Below are 24,370 nucleotides of genomic sequence, written 5' to 3'. Positions count from 1 at the left end.
AGGCAGGAGTTGGCATGACGAAGATGATGAGTCAGGGCGCGCTTCCCTGGTCTTCCACCCGGGTCCGCGCGGCGGTGGCGCTGCTTCCGCTCCTGACCTTTGCCGAGCTGCTGGCGCTGGGCGCCAATGGGCCGGTGCTCGCCGTGCTCGCCGCCATGGCCGAGATCGCGGCCGCGCTGCTCGTGCTGCTGCTGCTCTGGCCGGGCGCGACCTTTTGGCGCGCCGCCGCGCCGGGTCTGATCGCGCTCGGCCTGGTGGTGCTCTGGGGGCTGGTGCCGGTGCTGGCGCCGGACGTGACGCCGACGCCCGATCTCGCTTTGCCGGGCTTCGTCCGGCTGGCGGGCGGCGCCGCCATGCTGATGGCCGCCGGCATTGTCGGCCATCGCCGGGGCCTCGCGCGGCGCGCGGTGGATTGGCTGGTGCTGCTCGGCATCCTCCAAATGCTGATCGGCCTGATGGCGCGGCAGATCGATCCGAGCAGCGTGTTCGGCTACGACAAGTCGATCACGGGGCTGCGCTTCAGCGGCACCATGATCAACGCCAACGCCAGCGGTTGCGTGGCGGCGGTGACGACGGTGCTGGCGTTCGGCCGCGTTCAGGCGCTGCTCCGCGACGGCCCGGCGCGCAGCCTCAAGGCCGCGCTGGCGCGGATCGGCTGCGTGCTGGGCGTGCTGCTCGGGCTGGGCGTCATCACCATCTCGGGCTCGCGCGCCGGCCTCACGCTCGCTCTGGTCGCGCTGGCGGTGATGGTGCTGCGGGATACGGTGGTGCGGCGCGCGCTCGGGCGCGGGCGCGGTCTCGCCTTTCTGTTCGGCACCGCCGCGCTGGCGATCCTTTTGGGCAGCCTGCTCGGCGCGACGGCGATCCATCGCTTCGTGACGCTCGGCGACGACAGTTTCGACCGCATCGCCATCTGGCGCCACTATGCGGCTCTGGCACGCGCCGCGCCAACCTTCGGCTATGGCCTGATCGGCTTCGAGGAGATGAACCGCGCCACGCTCCACTCCGCCGCCGAGGCCTTCTCCTTCTGGTATATCAACTCCGCCCATAACTCGCTGATCGAAATGGTGCTGGAGGGTGGCTGGCCCTATGCGGTGCTGCTCAGCGGCACGGTGCTGCTGATGTTCGTGGTGGCGCTGCGCGGGCTCAAGCGGCAGGACGATCCGGTGGTGCGCGCGGCCTTTGTCGGGCTCGCCATCATCGGCGCCGCCTCCACCGTGGACATCACGCTGGACGTGCCGGCGATCGTCACGCTCGGCGCGGTGCTGCTCGGCCTGCTCTGGGGACGCGGGCTGCGGGCGAGCGCGCGGCGGGATCAGGAGCCGGGCTGGCGCGGCCGGGACTGACCCGCGAGCCCCGCTTCGCCAAAGGTCCAAAGCCTAACGCCAGCCCCCGGCGGGACGGGGCGAATCGCCCGAAATCCGGCCGATTCTCGGGGCCTGCGGACGTCGAGAGCAGAAATTTAACCACTTCCCGACACCGGATGTTCGGCATTGAAACGCTAGCTGAAACGGTCTCCCCGACAAGGAACCGGAACAGTGGCTACCAAACCCGTCTATACTGTTAGCCAGTGGAATGCCAATCTCACTGGCTATTATTCGATCGACATGGCAGGTTATCTTTTCTCCTATCAGGGTGCTGCTCAAAGCTATGCTATGAGTGCGCCGGACGCCAACACGGTGCGTTTCGAACTGCACCAGGGCGACAATAACTGGTGGGACGCCTCGGTCGGTCACAATGTCGGCCGGGTTGAGCTGGCGACGCGCGACAATGTCGCGCTGAACGGCACGCCGCTGCATGTCAGCTACGGCTTCACGCTGGAAAAGGGTCCGCCGAACACGGCGAGCTGGGTCGTGCTCGGCCAGCTGCACCAGGATCTGGACTCGGTTGGCCCCGGCCCGCCCCCCTTCGCGATCGGCCTCAACGGCGAGAAGATGACGGTCATCGTCCGCTACACCGGCGCCGATGGCAAGCAGGTCGAGAAGACGATCTTCTCCGATCCCTACGACATCGATCGCGGCCATCAGTATCAGTTCGACATCAAGGCGATCACCGATCCTTCGGGCAAGGTGGGCCGGATCGTGGTGACCCGCGACGGCGTGACCATCGCCGACTATTCGGGCCAGATCGGCGATCCTTCGATGAAGGGCGTCTACTGGGCGGAAGGCATTTATCGCGACGGCAACGCCACCGAGACGATCGCCGCCGACTATTCGAACCTGAAGATCAGCACCGGCAGCGACGTCAGCATTCCGAGCGCGAGCGACTTCATCGCCGCGCCGACGCTGGCGGTGAGCACGGTGGTGGAGCAGCTGCCGCAGACCAACGCGGTCAATGCGCTGCTCGCCCAGGCGAAGCTGGTGACCAGCGCGGCCCCCGCCGCCGCCGCCGCCGGCAGCTACAGCGTGACGCTCACCGGCACCGCCAAGGCCAATGCCGTGGTGAATGTCTATGAGGGCAAGACGCTGATCGGCACCGCCAAGGCGGACGCGCAGGGCCATGTCAGCCTGACCGTCCAGACCTCGGGCGCGGGCACGCACAATATCTATTCGACCGCGGTGGACGATAGCGGCCGCGCCGGCGTGACCTCGCAGGCGATGCATGTCGTGATCGGCACGGCGGCCTCGATCGCGAGCCAGTTCGACACGCTGTCCAAGGACACCGGGCTGGGCGCGGTGGTGATCACCGACACGCCGGTGATCAACGTCAGCAACTCGGTCGATCTCAGCCGCTATCTGCACGCCACGGACTTCCTCGCGAAGATCCAGGGCACGGTGCTGCTCAAGCTCACCGAGACGGTGGCGGGCAGCGGCTACGATCAGCAGGTCCGCACCTATGATGCGTCGGGCACGCTGCTGGAGATGCAGCGCTTTTCGGCCGGCCGCCTGACGATGGACCAGACCTATAGCGGCACCGAGACCGTCACGCACAATTATGCGGCGGACGGCACCTCGTCGATCATCCACAATGTCGCCGGCAAGACGGTGACGGCGGACAATTTCGGCGCCAACGGCATCGAGACCTCGCGGCAGGTCTACTTCACCGATGGCGGCAAGCAATATGTCTATTTCGACGCCACCGGCACGGTGAACAAGACCATCACCTATCCGGCGGCGGGCGGCCGCATCGAGAACAGCTACGGCCTCACCGGCAAGACCTATGTCAGCCAGACGATCGTCTACGACGCGGCGGGCAAGCTGCTCAGCCAGGGCCGGTTCGATGCGGCGGGCCATCTGGTGTGGGCGTCCGACGCGACCGGCGCCAACACCACCTACACCTATGACGCCAGCGGCACGCTCAACAATTACCGCATGAACAAGGCCGATGGCAGCTACAGCATCACCACCTTCGGCGCCGATGGCAGCACCGTGCTCTCGACCAAATATTACACCAACAAGAATGTGTTGACCGGAACCGACACGGGCAATCCGGCGCCGGCGGCGGCCGCGCCCGTGCTGGCGGCGCTCGCCAAGGAGGCCGCGATCGAGGCCAGCACCCAGCCGGTCGCGATGACCCCGGCGCTGGACTCGCTGGCGCCGACGCTCGCCGCCGCCGTCACGTCGCAGGACAATGGCGTGGCCACCGTGACCTTCACCGGCACCGGCCATATCGGCGCCACGGTGACGATCATGGACGGCAACACCGTGGTCGGCACCACCGTGGTGGACGGCACCGGCAAGCTCGCCGAGATCATCCAGATCAGCGGCGCGGGCCAGCATAACTTCACCGCCGTGATGGCGGACGCGGCCGGCCATACCGGCGTGTCCAACGCCGCCAGCGTGGTGGTGAAGGCGGCGGCGCCGGTGATCTCGCAGCCCGACAGCGTGGCCGTGAAGGCGCCCGCGGTGCATGTGTTCGCGACCATGGCCGATCTTCAGATGAGCCTGAAGACGGATGCGGTCAGCGGCGATGCCAGCGCGCTGCTGAAGCTGGATCAGACCATCACCAACCAGAGCTACGATCACCAGGTGCAGACCTTCGATCATCTGGGCAACCGCCTGCAGATCGAGCGCTACAGCGGCGCCACCAAGACGATGGACGAGCTGGATCATGGCAACATCCAGGTGACGCACAACACCAAGGCCGATGGCAGCTACACGGTGACGCGCACCATCGACGGCACGCTGGTGGGCAGCACCAGCTACGACGCCAACGGCCAGGTGACCGAGACGACCATCAAATATCAGGATGGCAGCACGCGCGACGTGTTCTCCACCAGCACGGGGGCCGTGACCAGCTCCACCTTCTACGCGAGCGACGGCACGCGCGCGGAGACGACGCTGGGCATCACCGGGCGCGACTATGCGCAGCAGACGCTGGAGCGCAGCGCCAACGGCACGCTGATCTACGGCATGCGCGCCGATGCCGCGGGCCATGTGCTGACGGCGATGGACTATGTCCATGGCCTGACCGCCAGCTATCAATATGATGCGTCGGGCACCGCCACCGGCTATCGCCTCACCAACGCGGATGGCAGCTATAGCGTCACCCGCTTCGGCAGCGACGGCCACAGCGTGGTCAGCACCTCCAGCTACACCGCCAAGGGTGCGCTGACGGGGACGAGCCAGGCCGATCCCGGCGCGGATCTGCTGGCCCATGTCACGGCGGTGGCGGCCTCGACCCATAGCGAGATCGGCAACAGCTTCACCGGCACCACCGGTGACGACAAGCTGGTGGCGGGGAGCGCGGCGAGCCTGCTCGACGGCGGCCTCGGCAACGACACGCTGATCGGCGGCGCCGGCAACGATCTGCTCATGGGCGGTCGCGGCAGCGACGTTATGACGGGCGGCGGCGGCAACAACGTCTTCTGGTTCGGCCTGGGCGACACCGCGGCCGACACGAAGCTGGCCGATCGCATCACCGACTTCCACCAGGGCGACAAGATCGACGTCTCGACCATGGCCAATGCGATCAGCGGCCATGCCGGCTTCACCTTCCTCGGCACCGATGCCTTCAACGGTGTCGCCGGGGCGGTGCATGTGGTCGATATCGACGGCAACAGCTTCGTCCAGGGCGATCTGAACGGGGACAAGGTGGCGGATTTCTCGATCCGTCTCGACGGGCACCACAGCCTGGCCGCCACCGACTTCCTCTTCTGATCTTCCCCAGTCGGGGCTCAAGGATGGGCCGGGCGCGACATGCGTCCGGCCCTTTCCGCGTCCGGCGGTGACGCGGCCGCCACAGCGGCCGAGAAAGCGCCGCGTCCCGGCCTTTTAAGACTTTGTGCACGCGCGACAGCTATAGCCGGATCGTGGTAAACGGACTGGCTTAAAACAGAGAGTTGCTGCGTGACGGACACCCGGACCCCCTTCGATCCCGTGCGGGACGCCCTGTCGCGCTGCCGCACCCATCTGGTCGCCGCGGCCAGCTTCAGCGCCTTCAGCAACCTGCTCGCGCTCGTCCCCTCCATCTACATGATCCAGGTCTATGACCGGGTGGTGCCGACGGGCGGCGCCGCGACGCTGGCGCTGCTCAGCCTCGTCGCGCTGGCCGGGCTGGCGGTGCTGGCGGCGCTGGACTGGTTGCGCAGCCGCCTGCTGCTGCGCGCGGGCGCCTCGCTCGATGCCGATCTCTCGGGGCGCACGCTCCGCATGGTGATGTCGACGCCGCGGCTCAACGTCGTGCAGCGCAACGAGGCGATGCGCGATCTCGACACGCTGCGGCAGACCGTCGCCAGCCCGGCGATGGGCGCGCTGTTCGATGCGCCCTGGGCGCCCATCTATGTCATCGCGGCCTTCCTGCTGCACCCGTGGCTGGGCGTGCTCACGCTCTTCTCGGCGGCGCTGCTGTTCGGCCTCGCCTGGGACAATGAGCGCAAGATCCGGGTGCCGGTGCGCGCCGCGGCCGAAGCCGCCAGCGGCGTCTATTCGCGCCAGAACCAGCTCGTCGCCTATGCCGGCGAGATCCGCGCGCTGGGCATGGCCGATGCGCTGACGCTGCGCCAGCTCCAGCACCGCGCCTTTGTCGGCGAGCTTCAGGCCGAGGCCAGCTTCACGGGCGGCAATCATGCCGGGCTGATGAAGTTCCTGCGTCTCACCCTCCAGTCCGCCGCGCTGGCCGTCGGCGCGTTGCTGGTGGTGGAGGGCAGCATGTCGGCGGGCGCGGTGTTCGCCTCCTCGCTGATCCTCGGCCGCGCGCTGGCGCCGATTGAGCAGATCGTCGGCAGCTGGAAATCCATCATCCAGCTGCGCACCGCCTATGCCCGCCTGCGGGAATTGCTGGGCCAGGATCAGGAGCGCAGCCACACCGCCCTGCCCGTGCCGAGCGGCGCGGTGCAGGTGGAGCGGCTGACCATGGTGGCGCCGGGCAGCGACCGTGTCGCGCTGGCGGACGCCAGCTTCGCGATCGCCCCGGGCGAGGTGATCGGCGTGGTCGGCACCAGCGGCGCGGGCAAATCGACGCTGCTGCGCGCGCTCGCCAATGCCGAGCCGCCGGCGCGCGGCCATGTCCGCTTCGACGCCGCCTCGCTCGCCGACTGGAACCCCGATCGGCTGGCGGAGCATATCGGCTATCTCCCGCAGAGCTTCATCCTCTTCCCCGGCACGGTGAAGGAGAATATCGCACGCTTCCGCACCGTGATCGACGGCGACACCGAGGCGCTGGACGCCGCCGCCGTGACCGCCGCCCAGGCGATCGGCGCGCACGAGATGATCCTGCGCCTGCCCCAGGGCTATGACACGCCGATCGGCGCGGGCGGCCTCGGCCTCTCCTCCGGCCAGGCGCAGCGGATCGCGATCGCGCGCGCGCTGTTCGGCACCCCGCGCATTGTCGTGCTGGACGAGCCCACCGCGCATCTCGACGGCGAGGCCACCCAGGCCTTTCTCGCCACGCTGGCCCGGCTGCGCGAACGCGGCACCACCGTGCTGTTCGCCAGCCATATGGGCGAATTGCTGACCGCCGCCGACAAGATCCTCGTGCTGCGGGAGGGCCGGGTCGAACGTTTCGTCCCGCTCTCCGAGGCGATGCCGCAGCGTCCCGCCCCCGCCGTCACCCGTAAGGCTTCGTAATGCGCTCCCTGATCCGCACCGACTCGCCCGCGCTGCCGCTCTCGCCGATCGAGGCGGGCCGGCACGCCCCCCGCCTCCAGGATCCGCGCCGCGAGCTTATCGCCGGCGGCGCGCTGATCGGCCTGTTCGTCTTCGGCTTTATCGGCTGGTCCGCCGTGGCGCGGCTGGATGCCGCCGTCCACAGCGCCGGCGTGGTCCGCGTCGCGGGCGAGCGGCAATCGGTCCAGGCCGCCGCGCCGGGGCTGATCGCGCGCATCCTCGTGCATGAGGGCGATCGGGTGAAGGCGGGCCAGCTGCTGGTCGAGTTCGTCGGCACCGAGCAGCAGGCGCAGGAACGCTCGCTGGCCAACCGCGTCTTCGGCCTTCAGGCGGAAATCGCGCGGATCGAGGCCGAACGGACGGGCGCGCGCCGCGTTGCCCCGCCGGCGGCCTGGCAGAGCCTGACCCTGGAGGATCGCGAGACGGCGATGACCGCGCTCGCGCATGAACAGGCCAATCTCGATGCCCGGCAGGGGCTGCTCAGCGCACAGCGCGCGGTGCTCGGCCAGCGCGTCGCCGAGGTCGGCGATCAGATCGAGGGCTATCGCGAGCGCCAAAGCTCCAACGCCAAGCAGAGCGAGCTGAACAAGGACGAGCTGGCCAGCGTGCAGGATCTCTACCGCCAGGGCTATGCCACCAAGTCGCGCGTGCTCGCGCTGCAGCGCAACGCCGCCTCGATCGAAGGCGATATGGGCGCCGCCAACGCCGAAATGGCGCGGCTGCGGAGCACGGCGGGCGAAACGCGCCTCCAGATGATGCAGCTCGACAGCCAGCATCAGCAGGAAAACGCCGATCGCGAACGCACCGCGCAGACCGAGCTGCAATCGCTGCTGCCGCAATGGCGCGCCGCGCGCGACCAGCGCGATCTGAGCGAGGTGCGCGCGCCCGTCGGCGGCGTCGTGCTGGGGCTTGCCACCCACACGGTGGGCGGCGTGGTGGCGGCCGGCCAGAAGCTGATGGACATCGTGCCCAGCGACGCCGCGCTGGTGATCGAATCGCAGGTCGCGCCGACCGACGCGAACGATCTCCATCCCGGACAAAAGGCCGATGTGCGGATCAACATGGTGGGCGGCCGCAATCTGCCCGCGCTGCACGGCACGGTGACGCGCGTCTCGGCGGACAGCCTGACCGACGAGAAGAGCGGCCGCTCCTTCTTCACCGCGCAGGTCCGCGTCCCCCGGTCCGAGCTGGACGCGGTGAGCCGCGAGGCGGGCTATGCGGGCACGATCCGCCCGGGCACGCCGGCCGAAGTGTCGGTGCCGCTCAAGCCGCGCACCGCGCTGCAATATTGGATCGGCCCGCTGACCAGCCGCTTCTCGCGCGCGCTCACCGAGCGCTGAGCCCGAGCCGATGGTCGCGACGGGCGAGGCGCGCCGCCGGGCGCGCCTCGCCCGTCTCCGTCAGGGCTGATCGGCGGCGGGCTGGAGCGGGCCATAGCCCATCCGCGCCCGCGACGGCCGGCCGGAGAAATCGCTCACCGCATGGGTGGCGTGGCGGAAATTGACCATGGGATTGTAGCCATGGCCATTATCCGCGCCGAGCGTATGCGCGTCGGCGAGGCCCATCACGTTGAGCAGCTGGAACGCCGCGACATAGGCATCGTGCTGGGCGCGGGCGAGGCCGATCCGGCTGTTGAGCAGCTCCAGCTCGGCGTTGAGGATGTCCAGAACCTGGCGCTCGCCGCCATTGGCCTCGATCCGCACGCCCTTGGCCGCGTCCTCATTGTCCGTCACCGCCTGCTGATAGGCGGTGATGGTGCGCTGCGCGGCCTGGAAGGCGGCGAAGGCGGCGCGCGCGGCGCTGTCCACCTGCCGCTCCGCCCCGCGCCGGCGCGCCTCGGCCTCGTCGAGCCGGTCCTGCGCCTGGCGCACCTGCGCGGCGACGGTGCCGCCCTGGTAGAGCGGCAGCGTCAGCGTGGCGCTGACCTGCGAGGCGTTGCTGTCGACATTGCCGATGCCCGCGAAACGATCCCGATAGGAATAGAAAGTGGAGGCGCCGCCCACCGAGAGCGTCGGCAGCCGCGCGCCGCGCGCGGCCGACACGTCGCGCTGCGCCGCCTCGGCCGCCGCCTTGTACGAGGCGAGCGCGCCATTGTGCGCGAGCGCGCCGGCCACCGCATCCGCCACCGTGGCGGGCACGGGCGGCAGCGCCGGCGGCGGCGCGAGCTGCACCGGATCGAGCCCGATCACGCGGCGGAAGCTTTCCTCGCTGGCGATGATGTCGCTCTCCGCGCCGGCCAGGCCCGCGCCGCCCTGCTGGATGCGCGCGCTGGTCTGGGCGAGATCGGTGCGGGTGACATCGCCCGCCTTGAGCCGCGCCTGGCTGGACTGGTAGACCTGGTTCAGCGCGGCGACATTCTGGCGGTTGAGTTCGAGGATCGCGCGATCGCGCAGCACATCGACATAGGCCGTCACCGCCTCGACCAGCGTGTCGCCCTCGATGCCGCGCAGCGCCTCGCGTCCCGCCGCCGAGCGCTTGTCGGCCGCGCGCACCGCGTTGCGCACGCGGCCGCCCTGGAAGAGCGGCAGCTGGCCCTGGACCCCGGCGAGGAGCGCACGATTATAGCCCGCGAGCGCGCGCAGGCCGTCCAGCCCATAGGTATAGTTGGTGCTGACGCCGAGCTGCGGCCGGCCTTGCCCGCGCGCGATCGCGGCATCCTCGTCGGTGGCGCGCAGCGAGGCGCGCTGCGCATCCAGCGAGGGGTTGGTCGCATAGGCGGCGGCGAGCGCCTCCTGCAGCGTCAGCGCCGATGCCGCCGCGGGTGTGAGGAGGAGCACGCCTCCGCCTGCCGCCGCCAGCCATCGCCCCAGCTTACGCACCATTACTCAGCCCTTTCGCCCGCCGACCCTGCTCCGGCCGCAAACACGGTGCCGCCGCGCGTGGCCCGCGTCCAGTGCGAACCGGCAACTTTGCGCGAAATGCAGCTTTTCGGCGGCTTAGGAGCCCGGAATGCGCATCAGCGGCCAGGGATTGCGGCGCGGCACGGTGCGGCGCGGCGTGAGCGGACCGCTCGCCGGATCGGTATCCGCGTCCGCCTTGGCGACGGGGATCGGCCGGGCATAGCAGGCGCCGCCATAGAGTGCCCAGGCCACCGCCGAGTTGAGCGGCTGGAACGTATAGGGCGAGGTGTTGCCGAGGCCGAAGGGATTGGCCACCTGCCCCGATCCCGCCGACTGGGTGGAAAGCCGCACGCGGCGCGCGTCGCACGCCACCTGCACGAGGTAGAGCGCCTCGGGCCGGATCTCGGAGGTGGCCGGCGTGACGCCTTCGGCCAGCGCGTTCGGGCCGCTCGCCTCGGGCGGAGTCAAGGCCTTGGGCGCCTGGATGCGCGCCCACATGGTGGCGACGTCGCCCTGCCATTTCAGGCTCTCGCGATCGACGGTGACCCGCTGCTCGGCGAAGGCGCGGCTGGTGACGCGCCAATCGCCCGCCACCGCCGGCGCGGCGAGGATCGCCGCAAAGACTGCCGCTAGACAGAGCGGAATGGTGCGTGGCACGATCGAGCCTCCCGGCGAGCTGGACGTCCCCGCTCTCGGCCGCCGGGCGAGTCGCGTCAAGGCTCGCGCGGGGCGGCTGTGCCGGAACGTGTCTGTTGCGCCCTGGACGGGCTGTTGCGTGCCGCTTGCGTCCGGCCGGATGCCACGCCTAAGATGGCTGCCATTGTGCAGCGCAACGCACTGTTTGCTGAAAGAGGGCCGAGGTGCACAAGGTTCGGTTACTCGCCGCCGTCATCGCCCTGGCGCTGATCGTCGACTTCACCGTGTCGAGCTGGGATCGGCTCGGCTATGGCATCGCGCTCGTGCCGAGCATGGTCGGGGCGCTGGTCGTGCTGCCCAACACCGTCACCGATGCCGCGTCGGGGCGGAGGCGGCGCCTGCTGGCGGCGGCGGCGATGATCCTGGCGCTGTCCATCGCCACCTCCTGCGCGCTCTTGCTGCGCAGCCAGGCCTGGGCGCAATTGCTGCTGCTCGCCACGCTGTTCGCGGCGAGCTGCCTGCTGGTGGCACTGGCGGTGGTGGGCGCGCGCCGCCGCCGCACGCGTGCGCTGCACAATTATCTGCGGACCTGATCCTTGGCCGCATCGCGCGGTGACGCGCCCACGGCCGCCATCAGCCCCGGCAGCGCCACGCCCAGCGCCAGCGCGCGATACACGTAGCTTGCGAGCAGCGCCACCCAGGCGCCGCCATTGCCCCAGGGCCGCGCCAGCCCGTCGGTGACGAGATAGGCGCCAAGCGCCACCAGCGCGGCGTTGCGCAGCGCGCGCCCGCGCGCCGCGCCGAGGAAGATGCCGTCGAGCAGCCAGCTCGGCCAGCCCAGCGCCGGCACCAGCGCCGCCCCCGGCAGCGCCGCGGCGGCGGCGGCGCGCACCGCGGGATCGGGCGTGACGAGCGCCACGAAGCGGCTTCCCGCCAGCGCGATCGCCAGCGCGAAGCCGAGGCCGCCCAGCGCCGAGCATTCCGCGCATAGCCTGATCGCGCGGCGCAACGTGGCCCGCGCGCCGGCGCCGATCGCCTGGCCGACCCGCGCCTCGGCGGTGAAGGCGATGCCATCAAGCATGAAGGCGCTGATGCTCACCATCTGGAGCAGCACATGGTTGGCGGCGAGCGCGACCGCCCCGCGCCGCGCCCCGACATGGGCGAACCAGCCGAACAGCGCGAGCAGCGCCAGCGTGCGCACCAATATCTCGGCCTGGACCGCGCACAGCCGGCGCAGCGCGGCGGGTGCGAACAGCGCGGCGCGGTCGATCCGCGCGCGCAACCGGCCGGCGCCCCCCAGCGCGCGCAGCGCGAGGCGTAGGCCGAGGAGGAGCGCGCACCATTCCGCCGCGCTCGTTCCCAGGCCGATCCCCCGCACGCCCGCGTGGAAGAGCCGCACCAGCGCGAGATCGAAGACGATGTTGAGGCCGTTGAGCAGCAGCTGGACGTGCAGGGCATCGCGGCTGCGTCCGAGGCCGAGCAGCCAGCCGCTCACCGCATAGAGCGCCAGCGCCGCCGGCGCGCCGAGCAGGCGCGCGCGCACGAAGTGCCCCGCGGGCGCGGCCACGCCGGGGCCGGCGCCGAGCAGCCACAGGCCGAGCCACGCGAGCAGGGGCGCCGCCACGATCAGCATCAGGCCCAGCGCCGCGCCCAGCATCAGCCCGCGCAGCAGCAGCCGATCGCGCTCGGCGGCATCGCCCGCGCCTTCGGCCTGCGCCGTCAGGCCGGTCACGCCCATGCGGAGGAAGCCGAAGGTCCAGAACAGGAAATTGACGAGGGTGGCGCCCAGCGCGACGCCCGCCAGCGGCGCCGCGCCACCTCCGCTGCGCCCGATCAGCGCGGCGTCGACGATGTTGACCAGCGGCACCAGCGCCTGGCCCAGCATGATCGGCAGGGCCTGGGCGAGGAGCGCGCGACGTTCGGTCATGGCGCCGCTCTAGCCGCCCGGCGGCCCGGCACAAAGCCGGGGCGGCGCGGGATCAGGCGGGCTGCGGCGTCAGCGGCGCCTCGGCGCGGGTCCGCACGCGCAGCGTGGCGAGCGCCGCCAGCAACAGCAGCGCCCCGGCCAGCACCAGCACGTGGCGCGGATCGCCGCCCAGCACCGGACGGTAGAGCAGCGGCAGCGTGACCGTCTCGATCATCATGGGCACGACGATGAACATGTTGAAAATGCCCATATATACCCCGGTCCGCTCGGGCGGGACGCTGTTCGCCAGCAGCACATAGGGGCTGCCCATCAGGCTCGCCCAGGCGATGCCGATGCCGATCATCGGCAGATAGCAGAGCGATTCGCGGTGCAGCCCGGGCAGCACGATCATCGCCGCGCCGCCCGCCAGCATCGCCAGCGCATGCACCCGCGCGGCGCCGATCCGGCGCATCAGCGGCACCAGCAGAAAGGCCGAGGCGAAGGCGACGACATTGTAGCAGGCGGCGAGCCGGCCATTCACCAGAGTCGCATCGCGCACCGCCGCGGTCGCATCGCTGTCGTGCAGCGCGCGCGCGAGCGAGAAGACCACGAACTGCCAGTAGCAGAACATGCCATACCATTGGCAGAGCATGGCCAGCGCCAGCTGGCGCATCGGCCGGGGCATGTCCTGCATGGCGGCCACGAAATCGCGCCAGGCGCCGGCGGCGCTGAGCCGTGCCTCCCGCGTCTCGGCGCGCGGCGGCGGCGGCAGTTCGGGCACGCGCCAGACCGACCAGAGCACGGTGCCGAGCGCCAGCCCCGCCCCCACCAGAAAGGCGAGCCGCGTGACATGGGGAATGCCGTTGCCGTCCACCGCATCGGGATTGAAGCCGGCCCAGACGAAGAGCGACGGCGCCAGATAGGCGAGCGTCTGCGCCAGGCCCGTAAAGGCGCTCTGGGTGAGGAAGCCGAGCGGCCGCTGCGCGGGATCGAGCCGATCGCTCACATAGGCGCGATAGGGCTCCATGGTGATGTTGTTCGCGGCATCGAGGATCCAGAGCAGCGACGCCGCCACCCACAGGGCGGGGCTGAACGGCATAGCGACGAGCGCCAGGCTGCACAGCACCGCGCCGATCAGGAAATAGGGGGTGCGCCGCCCGATTCGGGTGACGGTGCGATCGCTGAGCGCGCCGACCAGCGGCTGCACGATCAGCCCCGTCATCGGACCGGCAAGCCAGAGCAGCGGCATGGTTTCCGGATCGGCGCCGAGATAGCTGTAGATCGGGCCCATATTGCCCTGTTCCAGCCCGAAGCTGAACTGCAGCCCGAGAAAACCCAGATTCATCTGGACGATATTCCAGAAGGACAATTGCGGCCGCTCGCTCATCCCCAGCCTCTCCCCGGCGGCCGGGCCCCTGCCCGCGCCATCGGCCTGTTCTATCGTGTCCACAATCGTTTGCAAATAGGACTTGCAAACGTTTGTAGTTTTGCTAGCCACTGCGCCAGCGAGCCGGCCACGCAGCGGCCGGCCCAAAGGAGGGGATATGACCGGGGGGATCCGTTTTCTCGCTTGCTCGCTGATCGCGCTCAGCACCGCCGCCGCCGCCCAGCAGGCCGCACCCAAGACGGACGAGTCGAAGGCGCCCGCGCAGGACGCGCCGCAGGACATCGTCGTCACCGCCGTCTCGCGCGGGCAGAATCTGCTCAAGAGCGCGGTGTCGGTAAGCTCGCTCTCGGCCGATGCGATCGCCCAGTCCGCGCCGCGCTCCACCGCCGAACTGTTCCGCAACATTCCCGGCATCCGCGCCGAGGCCTCGGGCGGCGAAGGCAACGCCAACATCTCGGTGCGCGGCCTGCCGGTCGCCTCGGGCGGCGCCAAATTCCTCCAGCTCCAGGAGGACGGCCTGCCCGTCCTCGAATTCGGCGACATCACCTTCGGCAATGCCGACATCTTCCTGCGCGCCGACACCAATATCGCGCGGATCGAGGCGGTGCGCGGCGGCTCCGCCTCCACCTTCGCCTCCAATTCGCCCGGCGGCGTGATCAACTTCCTGTCCAAGACGGGCGAGACGCAGGGCGGCGCGGTCCAGGCCGGGATCGGGCTCAATTATGGCGAATATCGTTTCGATGGCGACTATGGCGGCAAGCTGAGCGAGACGGTGCGCTTCCATGTCGGCGGCTTCTACCGCCAGGGCGAAGGCCCGCGCCGCGCCGGCTATGACGGCAACAAGGGCGGCCAGATCAAGGCGAACATCACCAAGGAGTTCACCGGCGGCTATCTGCGCCTCTACGGCAAATATCTGAATGACCGGGCGATCGCCTATATGCCCAATCCGGTGCGCGTGACCGGCACCGACGCCGATCCCCACTATACCGATCTGCCCGGCTTCAGCATCACCCAGGACACGCTGCACTCGCGCTACGACACGCGCAACGTGACGCTGGACGGCGACAATCGCCCCGCCACCCATGATCTGCGCGATGGCCAGCATCCGCTCGTCAAGGCGGTGGGGCTGGAAGGCAAGCTGGATCTCGGCGCCGGCTGGACCGCGACCGAGCGCTTCCGCTACGCCGACATATCCGGCCGCTTCATCACCAACTTCCCATCCGCCGTGGACCGCGCCGACGCGACCGCCGTCGCGCTGGGCGGCGCGGGCGCGACCGCGCGCTACTTCAACGGACCGCAGGCGGGCCAGGCGGTGCCCGGCGATGCCTATCTGGCCCGGGTGGTGGTGTTCGATGTCTCGCTCAACAGCCTCAACAACATCACCAATGATTTTCGCCTGAACCGCAGTTTCCAGCTCGGCGGCGGCGCGCTAGACGTGACGCTGGGCTTCTACAAATCCCGGCAGACGATCAATACCGACTGGCTCTGGACCTCGACCCTGTTGGCGGTGCAGGGCGGTGGCCGCGCGGCGCTGGTGGATGTGCGCAACGCCGCCGGCACGCCGGTGACGGAGAATGGCTATTATGCCTATAGCGCCACCTATTTCGGCGATTGCTGCCGGCGCAGCTACCGGCTGCACTATAATGTCAACGCGCCCTTCGCCTCGTTCAGCTGGAACCTCAACGCGCTGACGCTGGACGCCAGCCTCCGCTATGATTTCGGCAACGCCCGCGGGCGCATCGCGGGCGCCGATCTCGGCGGCGGCCGGGTGGGCGTGCAGAGCTTCGACATCAATGGCGACGGCACGATCAGCGCGCCCGAAACCCGCGTCGCCGTCCTCCCGCTCGGCAGCGCCGCGCCGGTCCATTATAATTACGATTATCTCTCCTACTCGTTCGGCGTGAACTACCGGCTGCGCGACGATCTCTCGGTGTTCGGCCGCTATAGCCGCGGCGCGCGCGCCAATGCCGACCGGCTGCTCTTCGGCCCGGCGGTCCGCACCAGCGATGGCGGGCTGGCCGATAGCAGCGCGGCGGTGGATTTCGTCACCCAGGCCGAAGGCGGCGTGAAATATCGCGCGGGCGGCATCGCGCTCTACGCCACCGGCTTCTACGCCCGTACCGAGGAGCAGAATTACGAGGCCACGCAGCAGCGCTTCCTCGATCGCAAATATCGCTCCTATGGCGTGGAGCTGGAAGGCAATGTGAAGCGCGGCATCTTTCAGCTCAGCGCCGGCGGCACCTGGACCAACGCCAAGATCACCGCCGATCCGCTGACCCCGGCGGTGGTGGGCAACAAGCCACGCCGCCAGGCGGACTTCACCTATCAGCTGGCGCCCGAATTGAGCTGGGAGCGGGTGAGCCTTGGCGCCAGCATCGTCGGCACGACGGACAGCTACACGCAGGATGCGAACAAGCTCAAGCTGCCCGGCTACACCACCGTCAACGCCTTTGTGCAGGTGCGTCCGCTCGAGCGCGTCCAGCTTTCGATCAACGCCAACAATCTGTTCGACGTGAAGGGCTTTACCGAGGCCGAGGACGCCACCATCCCGGCCAATGGCATCGTCCGCGCGCGATCGATCAACGGCCGCACGGTGGCGGCGGCGGTCCGCTTGCAATTCTGATGCGACGGGCGGCCATGCTCCGGCCGGCCGCCCTTTCCTCTCCTCTGTCGAAAGACGCGCCTGCCATGAGCCTCTTCCACTGGACTCCCGATCATGTCGCCCGCATCGCCACGACGCCGCACCCGCGTGCGCCGCTGATCGCGCCGGGCGCCGTGGCGCGGGCGCTGCCCGGGCTGGACATGTGGGACCATTGGCCGGTGCTGGAGGAGGATGGCGGTTTCGCCGAGATCGCGGGCGGCCTGCTCGTGATCACGCTAGCCGCCTCCATCCTGCCCGATCCGGAGAGCCGCCACGGGCTTGCCCGGCTCCAGCTGCTGCACCGCACCGCCGAAGGCGCGTGGCGCGATCTCGGCCCCTTGCTGCCGCAGGGCTTTTCGCCGGGCAGCCGCGAATGGTCGGGCTGCGCGGTGGTGGACCCGACGCACAGGCGGCTGACGCTTCATTTCACCGCCGCCGGCCGGCGCGACGAGGCCGTGCTCGGCTTCGAGCAGCGGCTGTTCGTCACCGAGGCGCGGCTCTCGCTGGTCGACGGCGTGCCGCGGCTGGAGGGATGGACCAGCCCCGAAGAGACGCTGCGCCCCGACGGGATCGACTATGTCGTGGATCTGCAAGGCGGCGGCGGCGTCGGCACGATCAAGGCCTTTCGCGATCCCTATCTCTTCCGCGATCCCGCGACGGGCACCGACTATCTGCTGTTCGCCGGCTCCAGCGCGCGGGTCGATTCGCCGTGGAACGGGGTGATCGGGCTCGGCACGCAGGTGGAGGGCGGCTGGCGGCTCGATCCGCCGATCGTCAGCGCGGTCGGCCTCAACAATGAGCTGGAGCGGCCGCACGCGCTGGTGCACCAGGGCCGGACCTATCTCTTCTGGTCCACCCAGGCCAAGGTGTTCGCCGAGGGCGGCCCGATCGGTCCGACCGGGCTCTACGGGCTGGTGGGCGAGAGCATCACCGGGCCGTGGCGCCCGATCAACGGCAGCGGCCTCGTCTTCGGCAATCCCGAGGCGGCGCCCTTCCAGGCCTATAGCTGGCAGGTGCTGCCCGATCTCAGCGTGTGGGGCTTCGCCGATCTGATCGGCCTCGCCGCCCCGCCCGCGACCGTGGAAGAGGCCCGCGCCGCCTTTGCCGGCACCGCCGCGCCGGTGCTGCGGCTGGCGCTGGACGATGACCGCGCGCGGCTGATCGACTGAGCCGGATCAGCGCCGGCGGCGCGGCCGCAGCGCGTCGCGCAGCGCGAAGCTGGAGTGGATGCGCATCACGCCCGGAAGGCGCGACAGCACCTCGGTGTGCAGCACCTCATACTCCGCCGCCGTTGCGACCGAGACGCGCAGCCAGTAATCGGCCGCGCCCGTCATCAGGAAACATTCGCGGATTTCCGGATGGGCGCGCACCGCCGCCTCGAAGCGGCCGAGACACTCCTCGGTCTGCCGCTCGAGCGTGACCTGGACGAGAATGTGGACAAGCTCGCCCTCCTCCGCGCCGCCCGTGACGACGGTATAGCCGCGGATCACGCCGCGATCCTCGAGCAGCTTGACCCGACGCAGACAGGCCGAGGGCGACAGGCCCACGGCGGCGGCGAGCGCGGCATTGGGCTGGCGCGCATCGAGCCGTAACAGGCGCAGGAGCGCGCGGTCGCGATCGTCGAGCGTCATCGTGCGATCGCCATGGAGAGACGCACAGGCTTGCGTGGAGCGTTCGGCATTCGCACATTGTTGCGCGATGAGGCCGCTCATGCAATCTCCGGGCTGCTAACGTGCGGACAAGGAGAGCCGCATGACGCATTTCGATCCCGCGCTGATCGCCGGCGCCACGCTGCGCATCGATCTCGACGCGCTGGTCGACAATTATCGCCGCATCGAGGCGCGCACGGCCCCCGCGCGGGTGGCCGCGGTGGTGAAGGCGAACGGCTATGGCCTGGGCGCCGAGCCGGTTTCGCGCGCGCTCTACGACGCCGGCTGCCGCCATTTCTTCGTCGCGCAGCTCGGCGAAGCGGTGGTGCTGCGGCCGAGCCTGGCGCAGGATGCGGCGCTCTATGTGCTCAACGGGCTGCAGCCCGGCGCCGAGCCCTGCTGCGCGGAGATCGGCGCCATTCCCGTGCTCAATGCGCCCGACCAGATCGCGCGCTGGGCGGAGACGGCGCGCGCGCGCGGCGCGCGGCTGAGGGCGGCGCTGCAACTGGACAGCGGCATGGCGCGGCTCGGCCTCGCGCCCGAGGATGCGGCGCGCCTCGCGGCCGATCCGGCGGCGCTGGCCGATATCGAGCTGACGCTGGTGATGAGCCATCTCGCCTGCGCGGACGAGGGCGACGTGGCGGCGAACGCGGCGCAGTGGCGCGCCTTCCAGGCGCGCGCGGCGGCGTGGCCGGGGGTGCCGCGCTCGCTCGACAATTCGGGCGGCGCCTTCCTCCCGCGCGGCGATCATCTCGATCTGGTCCGGCCGGGGATCGCGCTCTATGGCGGCGCGCCGACCTTTGGCGAGGCCAATCCGATGCGGCCGGTGGTCTCGCTCACCGCGCGGATCGTGCAGGTGCGTGACGTGCCCGCCGGAGCGGGCGTCGGCTATGGCCTGACCTCGGTGGCGGACCATGCGCGCCGCATCGCCACGATCGCGGTCGGCTATGCCGATGGCTGGCCCCGCCATCTCAGCAATCGCGGCGCGGCCTTCATCGCGGGCACGCGCGCGCCGATCGCCGGCCGCGTGTCGATGGACAGCATCACGCTCGACGTCACCGACGTACCCGAGGCGGCGCTCGCGCCGGGCGCGCCGGTGGAGCTGCTCGGCCCGCATCAGGGCATCGATCAGGTCGCCGCCGAGGCGGGCACGATCGCCTATGAAATTCTGACCCAGCTCGGGTCGCGTTACGCGCGGATCTATCAGCCGGTCCGCGCCGCCAGAGAAGGATGCGTTGCGGCATGAAGGTGGCGATCATCGGCAGCGGGGTGATCGGCGTCACCTCCGCCTGGTATCTCGCCGAGGCGGGCCATGAGGTGGTGGTCATCGATCGCCAGGCCGAGCCGGCGCTCGAGACGAGCTTCGCCAATGCCGGCGAGATCTCGCCCGGCTATGCCTCGCCCTGGGCGGCGCCGGGCATTCCGCTCAAGGCGCTGCGCTGGATGTTCCAGGACGATGCGCCGCTGATCGTCAAGCCGCGCGCCGATCTGGCGATGCTCCGCTGGCTGGCGGCGATGCTGCGCAACTGCACGGCCGAGCGCTATGCGGTGAACAAGCGGCGCATGGTGCGGCTGGCGGAGTTCAGCCGCGACCGGCTGGTGGAGCTGCGCGGCGCCACCGGCATCGCCTATGACGAGCGCAGCCAGGGCACGCTGCAGCTGTTCCGCGAGGCCAAGCAGATGGACGGCGTGGCCAAGGATATCGAGGTGCTCAAGGCGGACGGCGTGCCGTTCGAGCTGCTCGACCATGATGGCTGCCTTGCCGCCGAGCCGGGGCTGCGCGCCAGCAACGTGGCCTTTGCCGGCGGCCTGCGCCTGCCGCACGACGAGACCGGGGATTGTTTCAAATTCACCCAGGCGCTCGCGGCCATGGCGGCGGCGCGAGGCGTGACCTTCCTGATGGGCCGCACGGTGAAGCGGCTGGTGCGCAGCGGCGGCCGGATCAGCCGGATCGATACCGATCAGGGCGATGTGCTGGCCGATGCCTATCTGGTGGCGGCGGGCAGCTATTCGCCCGCGCTGCTGGCGCCGCTGGGGCTGCGCCTGCCGGTCTATCCGGTGAAGGGCTATTCGATCACCGTGCCGATCACCGATCCCGCGCGCGCGCCCGTCTCGACGCTGCTCGACGAGAGCTACAAGGTGGCGATCACGCGGCTGGGCGATCGCATCCGGGTCGGCGGCATGGCGGAGATCAGCGGCTTCACCAAGGATCTGCCCGAGGCGCGGCGGCGCACGCTGGAGAAATCGGTGGGCACGCTCTTTCCCGGCGCGGGCGATCTCGAGCAGGCGCGCTTCTGGAGCGGGCTGCGGCCGATGACGCCCGACAGCACCCCCGTGATCGGGGCGACGCCGCTTTCCAACCTGTTCCTCAACACCGGCCATGGCACGCTCGGCTGGACCATGGCCTGCGGTTCGGGGCATGTCATCGCCGACCTCATCTCCGGCCGCGCGCCGGCGATCGAGGCCGACGATCTCGCCCTCAGCCGCTATCGGAGCGCCTCCGCATGACCATCACCCGCATCGAACCCGGCCCGCGCATGAGCCAGGCCGTGATCCATGGCGATACCATCTATCTCGCCGGCCAGGTCGGCGCGCCGGGCGAGAGCGTGGCCGAGCAGACGCGCACCGCGCTCGCCGAGGTGGAGGCGCTGCTCGCCCAGGCGGGAAGCAGCAAGGCGCAGCTGCTGATGGCCACGATCTGGCTGGCGGACATGGCGGACTTCGAGGAGATGAACGGCGTGTGGGACGCCTGGATCGCCGATGTCGCGCCGCCCGCGCGCGCCACGGGCGAGGCGCGGCTCGCGAGCCCGGACTATAAGGTGGAGATCATCATCATCGCCGCCCGGGGCTGAGCCGGACTTCAGCCGCGCGCCGGCGGGCGGCGACGCGGTGCGGCGTCGCTCTGCCGGCGGATCAGTTCGTGCTCGAGCACGAGATGCTGGGCTTCGGGCGCCTCGCCGGCGCGCCGCCGCCGCACCGCCGCCAGCAGCAGATCCACCGCCGCGCGCGACATATCGCCGATCGGCTGCCGGATGGTGGTGAGTTCGGGCCAGATGGTGGTGGCGAGCGCGGTGTCGTCGAAGCCGCAGACGGTGAGATCGCCGGGCACATCGAGCCCGCGCCGGTGCGCGACCGCCACCGTGGCGGCGGCCATATCGTCGTTGCTGGCGAAGATCGCCGAGGGCGGATTGGCGCTGTCGAGCAGCTGCTCCGCCGCATCCAGCCCCGAGCGGTAGGTGAACAGGCCCTGCGCCACCAGCTCGGGCTCGAAGGCGATGCCGGCCGCCGCCAGCGCCTCCCGATAGCCGGCCAGGCCGCGCGCGCTCGCGGTCTGCGCGGGATTGCCGCGGATGAAGCCGATGCGGCGATGGCCGAGCGCGACGATATGCGCCGTCATCGCGCGCGCGGCCTCGAAACTGTCGATGCCCACGGTGGAGAAATGCGGCGCGGTGCCGGCGCTGCCAATGCCCACCGCCAGCCCGTCCTGCGCGGCCAGCACGTCGAGGATGCGCGGGCTGTCGCACAGCGGCGGCGGCAGGATCAGCCCTTCGATGCCCGAGGACAGCAGCCGCCGCGCCACCTCCCCCTCATGCACGCCGGGCTCGCATTTCTCGACGACGAGCTGGACATCGGCGCGGCTCGCCTGATCCAGGCCGCCGACGAGCAGCGCGTTGAGATAGGAGGCGCTGGGATTGCTGAACAAAAGGCCGAGCCGGATCTGGCTGGCGCCGGCCAGCGAGCGCGCGGCGGCGTTGGGCATATAGCCGAGCGCCTCGATCGCCGCCTGCACCGCATCGCGCGTGGCGGCGCGGACATTGTCCTCCCGGTTGATGACGCGCGACACCGTCATCGCGGACACGCCCGCGGCGCGCGCGACATCGCTGAGGGTGGGCGCGCCGCTGGGGCGTCTTGGGGGTTTGGAGCGCATCGCCTTCATATGTGACCGGGTGCGTAAGGAAAGCGGAGCGATTCATAATAATCAAGATCATGCGCGGGCGGCGCGACATTTGCCGGCAGCGGGCGGTGCGAAACCGAGCGCCAATAGGCGATGCTCGCATCGCGCCACCACTGCGCCTCGCGCTGCTGGATGGCAAGATAGGTCTCGGTCAGCGCGAAGCGTTCGGGATCGACATAGGGGGCGAGCGCCGCCCATTGCCGGCGCATCGCCGCCACGCTGGCGACCCCGCGATCATAGTGGCGCACCAGCCCCTCCCACAAGGTTTCGCCATCGGCGAGGCGATAGCTCCAGGGGAGATGGTGGAACCAGAGCAGCAGCGCCTCGGGCGTGGTGCGCGGATCGGCGAGGCGGCGCGCGAGATCGGGCGCATATTGGGCGATGGCGTTGCTACCCGTCGCGGTGCGATCAAAGCCGATCCCATCGGCATCGGCGCGGGCGTAATAAGTGGGGTTCCATTCGGGCCGGGCGAGATCATGGACCCAGGGGCCCGGACCGTAATGATGGCCCGTCGCCATCTGATGGGCGAGGCCGAGCGGCGTCATATAGTTCACCGCCGCCTCGCGCGAGCCCATCATCATCGCCACCACCGGCGTCACGAAGCGCGGATCGGGCGTGAAGCTGATCGCGGTCCATTCGCGCGCGATCGCCTCCGAACTGGCCTCCGGATCCCAGGCGAGCCGGCCAAAGGCGAACCAATTGGCCTGATCGAAGATCGAGCCCGACCAGTTGCGGTCGTCGCCGATATTGGCAACCCCAGCCATGCCGCCAAGCCCCGGGCGGCCGGCGCCGCGCTCCAGCACCTGCGCCACGCTTGGGCCGCCGGCGCCGCTGGTATCGCTTCTCAGCACTTCCTCGAAGAGCGGGCCGAGATAGACGAGATGGGTGGCGAAGCCGAGATATTCCTTGGTGATCTGCACTTCCATCATCAACGGCGTGCGCAGCATGGCGCCGAACAGCGGATGGAAGGGCTCGCGCGGCTGGAAATCGATCGGGCCGTTCTTCACCTGGACGATGACATTGTCCGCGAACCGGCCATCCAGCGGCTTGAAATCGTCATAGGCCTGTTTGGCGCGGTCCTCGGGATTGTCGTGCGCATAGACAAAGGCGCGGTAGAGGATCACGCCGCCATGCGGGCGGACCGCGTCCGCCAGCGCGGCGGCGCCCTCGGCATGGCTGCGGTGATAATCCTGCGGTCCGGGCTGGCCTTCCGAATTGGCCTTGACGAGGAAGCCGCCGAAATCGGGAATGGCGCGGTAAATCTCGTCCGCCTTGGCCCGCCACCAGGCGCGCACGCCGGGATCGAGCGGATCCGCCGTCTTCAATCCGCCCAGCTCGATCGGCGCCGAGAAGCGCGCCGAGAGATAGACCTTGATGCCATAGGGACGGAAAATATCCGCCAGCGCCGCCGCCTTGGCGATGTAGCGCGGGCTCAGCGACTCGGCGCTCGCATTGACATTGTTGAGCACGGTGCCGTTGATGCCGATCGAGGCGTTGGCGCGCGCATAATCGGTGTAGCGCGGATCGGCGCGATCCGGCAGGTGCCACCAGTCCCAGATCGAATGGCCCGCATAGCCGCGCTCCACCCCGCCATCCAGATTGTCCCAATGGTCGAGCATGCGCAGCGCCAAATGCGGGGCGGTGGCGAAATCGATCCGGTCCGGCCGCTCGCCCGCCTCGATCCGCTCGAGCAGGCGGAAGGCGCCATAGAGCAGGCCCAGGTCGCTATTGGCGAGAACCAGCGTGATCCGGCCGCCGCGCCACGCCATGCCACGCAGCCGAAAGCCCTCGCGGCCAAGCTCGGGCGCATCCGCGACCGCCACGCCGAGCCGGCGCGCCTCGGCCGGGCGGGCGAGCAGGATCGCGCCGGGGGCGAGCGTGGCGGCGGCCGGCGGCGCGACGCCCGCCATGCCGCCCAGGCCGCGCCGCAGCTCGGCCGCGGCGGCATCCAGCGTCGCGGAACGGCCGGGGATGACGAGGCTTCGCGCCTGCGCCGCCAGCGCCGCGCGCGCCGGCGCGGCGACGGGGCGATAGCGCAGCCACAGATCATAGCCATCATCGGCGCGCGCGGCGCCGAGCGGCGCGGATGCGAGCGCCACCATCATCGCCCAGCGCCAAAGCCTCAAGCCCATGTGCATCCCCTCTTCCCTTGCCGCGCCCTTCCGAGGCGTCGGCGATAACGGGCCCGCTTTTGCCGGCGGCCGTTGACAAGCCCGGCCCGCTGCTATCATGGTAGCGCTATCAGATACAACCGGTCGACCGGTGGCGAGGCAGGCGAGGAGACGATCATGCATTTTGGTTCAAGACGCA

Annotated in this window: 17 protein-coding genes; 10 read left to right on the top strand and 7 right to left on the bottom strand. The window is 70.0% G+C overall.

Annotated features, from left to right (window positions below; all coding sequences use genetic code 11):
* Positions 1-14: 14 nt before the first annotated feature.
* The 4 genes from LHA26_RS14320 to LHA26_RS14305 all read left to right on the top strand — a co-directional run bounded on the left by LHA26_RS14320 (position 15) and on the right by LHA26_RS14305 (position 8,386).
* On the top strand, positions 15-1,346 hold the full coding sequence (locus tag LHA26_RS14320) for an O-antigen ligase family protein (RefSeq protein ID WP_252166266.1): 1,332 nt from the start codon (positions 15-17) through the stop codon (positions 1,344-1,346).
* Positions 1,347-1,538: 192 nt separating this feature from the next.
* Positions 1,539-5,099, top strand: a complete 3,561-nt coding sequence (locus LHA26_RS14315; RefSeq protein WP_252166265.1) for a heparin lyase I family protein — start codon at positions 1,539-1,541, stop codon at positions 5,097-5,099.
* Between the two features lie 189 nt (positions 5,100-5,288).
* Positions 5,289-7,007, top strand: a complete 1,719-nt coding sequence (locus tag LHA26_RS14310; protein ID WP_252166264.1) for a type I secretion system permease/ATPase — start codon at positions 5,289-5,291, stop codon at positions 7,005-7,007.
* Positions 7,007-8,386 carry an HlyD family type I secretion periplasmic adaptor subunit gene (locus LHA26_RS14305; protein ID WP_252166263.1) on the top strand — a complete coding sequence of 460 codons (1,380 nt, stop codon included), beginning with the start codon at positions 7,007-7,009 and terminating at the stop codon, positions 8,384-8,386. Before LHA26_RS14310 ends, LHA26_RS14305 begins: the two co-directional genes overlap by 1 nt.
* Before the next feature lie 60 nt (positions 8,387-8,446).
* On the opposite strand, the gene LHA26_RS14300 is transcribed toward LHA26_RS14305, so the two are convergent.
* Both LHA26_RS14300 and LHA26_RS14295 read right to left on the bottom strand, forming a co-directional pair.
* Positions 8,447-9,823 carry a TolC family outer membrane protein gene (locus LHA26_RS14300; protein ID WP_252166262.1) on the bottom strand — a complete coding sequence of 459 codons (1,377 nt, stop codon included), beginning with the start codon at positions 9,821-9,823 and terminating at the stop codon, positions 8,447-8,449.
* Positions 9,824-9,982: 159 nt separating this feature from the next.
* Positions 9,983-10,543: a hypothetical protein gene (locus LHA26_RS14295; protein ID WP_252166261.1), complete on the bottom strand. Its 561-nt coding sequence runs from the start codon at positions 10,541-10,543 to the stop codon at positions 9,983-9,985.
* A gap of 203 nt (positions 10,544-10,746) precedes the next feature.
* On the opposite strand from LHA26_RS14295, the gene LHA26_RS14290 reads away from it, so the two are divergent.
* A complete protein-coding gene (locus tag LHA26_RS14290; protein ID WP_252166260.1) occupies positions 10,747-11,115 on the top strand; it encodes a hypothetical protein in 369 nt (122 codons plus the stop codon).
* On the opposite strand, the gene LHA26_RS14285 is transcribed toward LHA26_RS14290, so the two are convergent.
* Together LHA26_RS14285 and LHA26_RS14280 are read right to left on the bottom strand one after the other, a co-directional pair.
* Positions 11,100-12,449: an MATE family efflux transporter gene (locus LHA26_RS14285; protein ID WP_252166259.1), complete on the bottom strand. Its 1,350-nt coding sequence runs from the start codon at positions 12,447-12,449 to the stop codon at positions 11,100-11,102. The two genes, LHA26_RS14290 and LHA26_RS14285, sit on opposite strands and share 16 nt — an antisense overlap.
* A gap of 52 nt (positions 12,450-12,501) precedes the next feature.
* Positions 12,502-13,815: an MFS transporter gene (locus tag LHA26_RS14280; protein ID WP_252166258.1), complete on the bottom strand. Its 1,314-nt coding sequence runs from the start codon at positions 13,813-13,815 to the stop codon at positions 12,502-12,504.
* Positions 13,816-13,972: 157 nt separating this feature from the next.
* Here LHA26_RS14280 and LHA26_RS14275 point away from each other — a divergent pair, with 157 nt between their 5' ends.
* Both LHA26_RS14275 and LHA26_RS14270 read left to right on the top strand, forming a co-directional pair.
* Positions 13,973-16,438 (top strand): TonB-dependent siderophore receptor, encoded by a 2,466-nt coding sequence (locus tag LHA26_RS14275; RefSeq protein WP_252166257.1) that lies wholly within the window; start codon positions 13,973-13,975, stop codon positions 16,436-16,438.
* Positions 16,439-16,503: 65 nt separating this feature from the next.
* Positions 16,504-17,625, top strand: a complete 1,122-nt coding sequence (locus LHA26_RS14270) for a glycoside hydrolase family 68 protein (RefSeq protein WP_252166256.1) — start codon at positions 16,504-16,506, stop codon at positions 17,623-17,625.
* Between the two features lie 6 nt (positions 17,626-17,631).
* Here LHA26_RS14270 and LHA26_RS14265 read toward each other — a convergent pair whose 3' ends face one another.
* Positions 17,632-18,168 carry an Lrp/AsnC family transcriptional regulator gene (locus LHA26_RS14265; protein WP_367890720.1) on the bottom strand — a complete coding sequence of 179 codons (537 nt, stop codon included), beginning with the start codon at positions 18,166-18,168 and terminating at the stop codon, positions 17,632-17,634.
* 40 nt (positions 18,169-18,208) lie between these two features.
* On the opposite strand from LHA26_RS14265, the gene alr reads away from it, so the two are divergent.
* The 3 genes from alr to LHA26_RS14250 are packed head-to-tail and all read left to right on the top strand — an operon-like array spanning position 18,209 to position 20,957.
* On the top strand, positions 18,209-19,351 hold the full coding sequence (gene alr / locus LHA26_RS14260) for an alanine racemase (RefSeq protein ID WP_252166255.1): 1,143 nt from the start codon (positions 18,209-18,211) through the stop codon (positions 19,349-19,351).
* Positions 19,348-20,613: a D-amino acid dehydrogenase gene (locus tag LHA26_RS14255; protein ID WP_252166254.1), complete on the top strand. Its 1,266-nt coding sequence runs from the start codon at positions 19,348-19,350 to the stop codon at positions 20,611-20,613. Before alr ends, LHA26_RS14255 begins: the two co-directional genes overlap by 4 nt.
* Entirely contained in the window at positions 20,610-20,957 is a 348-nt protein-coding gene (locus LHA26_RS14250) for a RidA family protein (protein WP_252166253.1), read from the top strand. Before LHA26_RS14255 ends, LHA26_RS14250 begins: the two co-directional genes overlap by 4 nt.
* Before the next feature lie 8 nt (positions 20,958-20,965).
* On the opposite strand, the gene LHA26_RS14245 is transcribed toward LHA26_RS14250, so the two are convergent.
* Positions 20,966-22,033, bottom strand: a complete 1,068-nt coding sequence (locus LHA26_RS14245; protein WP_252166252.1) for a LacI family DNA-binding transcriptional regulator — start codon at positions 22,031-22,033, stop codon at positions 20,966-20,968.
* A 5-nt stretch (positions 22,034-22,038) separates the two neighbouring features.
* Entirely contained in the window at positions 22,039-24,192 is a 2,154-nt protein-coding gene (locus LHA26_RS14240) for an alpha-glucuronidase family glycosyl hydrolase (protein WP_252166251.1), read from the bottom strand.
* Between the last annotated feature and the right edge of the window lie 178 nt (positions 24,193-24,370).

Source organism: Sphingomonas morindae (assembly GCF_023822065.1).
Classification (GTDB): domain Bacteria; phylum Pseudomonadota; class Alphaproteobacteria; order Sphingomonadales; family Sphingomonadaceae; genus Solisphingomonas; species Solisphingomonas morindae.
The sequence above is the reverse complement of the archived record's forward strand: the minus strand, read 5'-3'. Positions and strand labels throughout refer to the sequence as shown.